Origin of the sequence: Algibacter sp. 2305UL17-15 (genome assembly GCF_040720935.1) — a bacterium.
Classification (GTDB): Bacteria; Bacteroidota; Bacteroidia; order Flavobacteriales; family Flavobacteriaceae; genus Jejuia.
The window spans coordinates 1-2,483 of record NZ_JBFDAE010000034.1 but is presented as its reverse complement, the minus strand read 5'-3'; the positions used below and the strand labels follow the sequence as shown (position 1 = coordinate 2,483).

Here is a 2,483-nt window from a genome sequence, read left to right as displayed (position 1 = left end):
ATTAATCTATACAACGAAATAAGATTACATTTATCTTTAGACTATAAAACACCTAATATGGTATATTTAAAAACAGTGTAAATCAATTTTAACCTGTAGCCATATTTCAGGACAAGACATTTTGAGAAAAGAATGAACATTGAACATTTATTAAATAAAGGATATTTTCCTAAGGAGCTTCCACCATCATTCTTTACTGAATTATTTGGTAACGATTATTCAAATATTTCTACATTATCTGATTCGACTGAAAGTACAAGTTTAACTGCCTTACAGAATTCCGTTAATGCAATAACGGGATTATCTAGAGCTGACAAAACAGAAAAAAAACTTCAATTAAAGCAAATTTTTAAAAATCGCCTAAACTATTCTGATTGTAGCCAATTTAATATTCCAAAAAGCGGAATAGCAAGGAAAATAATTAAAATACCAAACCCAATTCACCAAGGTAAATTAGCCAAAGCAATTGTGGATAATTATACCGAAATTGCCAAACTATTTAATGATTCTAATTTATCAACTACAAAACCACAAATCGAAACTGAACTTGAACAAAACAAGCGTTCAGTAAAACACAATGATTTTAGTTACTTCAAAGAATCGGGAATAATAAATTCTTTTAAATATGCAGTTCAGTTAAAAACTGATATTGCAAAATTTTATCCTTCAATATATACGCATTCAGTTCCTTGGGTAACATTTGGAGGAAAAGATAAATACAAAAGAAACCGTGCGTTAAATAAAACAAATCCTTTAAAAGTAAGTAATATTTATGGAGACGATATTGACGACAGGCTTATGTGGTGTCAAAATCAACAAACAATGGGAATACCCATTGGTCCAGATACTTCGTTCATTATAGCAGAAGTAATTGCTTGTCACATAGATAAACACCTTGAAAAAAAACTAAAATCAAAAAAAATAGATTTTCTTGGCTATAGATATTATGACGACTATGCTTTATACTTTAATTCAGAGTTGGATGCTCAAATTTGTCTCTCAGAATTAAAAAAAATTCTAAATGATTTTGAATTAAAAATCAATGACGAGAAAACAGAAATTTCAAGAACACAAAGTGAATTAGAGAAACCTTGGGCACTTGATATAAAATCCTTTTATTTTAGACCATCTGAAAATGACCAAAAGGATGATATTTGGAACTTCTTCTCTATTGCATTTAGACACGCTCAGGAAAACCCAAAAGATAGCGTATTAAAATTAGCCTTGAATAAATTTAATTTTGTTCGTATTGAGGAAGAAAATTGGGATTACTTCGAATCTTTACTTTTCAGACTTGGTTTAATTGAAACAAGTTCTCTAAACAAAATTGCTAAATTATTAATCACTTACGAAAAGTTAGTTTCAAAGAAACGCTTAAAAGAGTTTTGTTTCGAAATTATAAAAAGGAACTACGAAAACCAGCACGATTTTGAACTGACTTGGTCGCTTTGGATATTAAACGAATTTAAAATTCAACCGACCAAAGATATTTATGAAATGGTTTTTAAAAGTAAAAGCGTGACAGGAATTATTGTTGGCCTTGATTTATTTCAGCAAAATAACAGAATTAAAAATTTTGATTTATCTTCTGTAACTGAAATAATTACTACGGACAATTTAAATAATAAAGAGTGGCTTTTAGCTTATGAAACAGTTTATAAAAACTGGATACCTACTTTAAGTAAGTCAATTATTCAAGACCATTTCTTTTTTAATATTTTGGAATCTAGGAATATATATTTTTACAACAATTCGAGAAAATTAGAACCTTTAAAAGTGGAAAGGTCATACCTCAAGAAAATTGAAGTAAAACTTAAGCAAATAACAACCTACATATCTAAAAACAAATTTTCCAACACAGAATTAAAAAGTGAACTTATAGAATTAAGCGAAAATTTAAACTTGTCCGACTTAACTCAAACTACAGACAGAAAAGAAATTCAAAAAAAACTATCAGACTCTGATTCAAAAATAAAAGAATTGATAGATAAAATAGAAGCTGTAAAACTTGAATTAAAAAAATTCGATAAGAAGAAGCCATATTTTGTAGTTGGAAAAAGACTTGAAGAACTTTCTGAATTAACAAGTAAGGAAATTGAAGCAGAAGCAAAACAAAATAAAGGTTTATTATTCGACCCAACGTATGAATAAAAAACTACTGGCAACAATGTATATAAAAAATAGCGCAAGTCTTTGCAAACACTAAGGTTTGGGCATTTTTGGAAAGTCGCCAAATTTTTAAATTTGACGATTTCCAAATAAAAAATATAAATAGTAAAATTTAAAAATTCGGCTTGTGTTTCATCCGAAAATTTATCGCTTATTTTCAGCGCTACTTTTCATATACGGAGCCGTTGTGTGCAAGTTTGAGACGATAAGGAAACCCTCACCCGAGGATACCGCAAAGACTGAAAAAAAGGTCTGTGCCCATCACCAATGTCACTTATATTTTTTAGGGATATGGCGCTAAAAATGCATAGCCA

General features: G+C 29.2%; 1 protein-coding gene. It reads left to right on the top strand.

Annotation, left to right across the window (positions count from 1 at the left end; all coding sequences use genetic code 11):
- The first annotated feature begins 132 nt into the window (after positions 1-132).
- Entirely contained in the window at positions 133-2,151 is a 2,019-nt protein-coding gene (locus ABXQ82_RS18705; protein ID WP_367063319.1) for an RNA-directed DNA polymerase, read from the top strand.
- Positions 2,152-2,483: the final 332 nt, after the last annotated feature.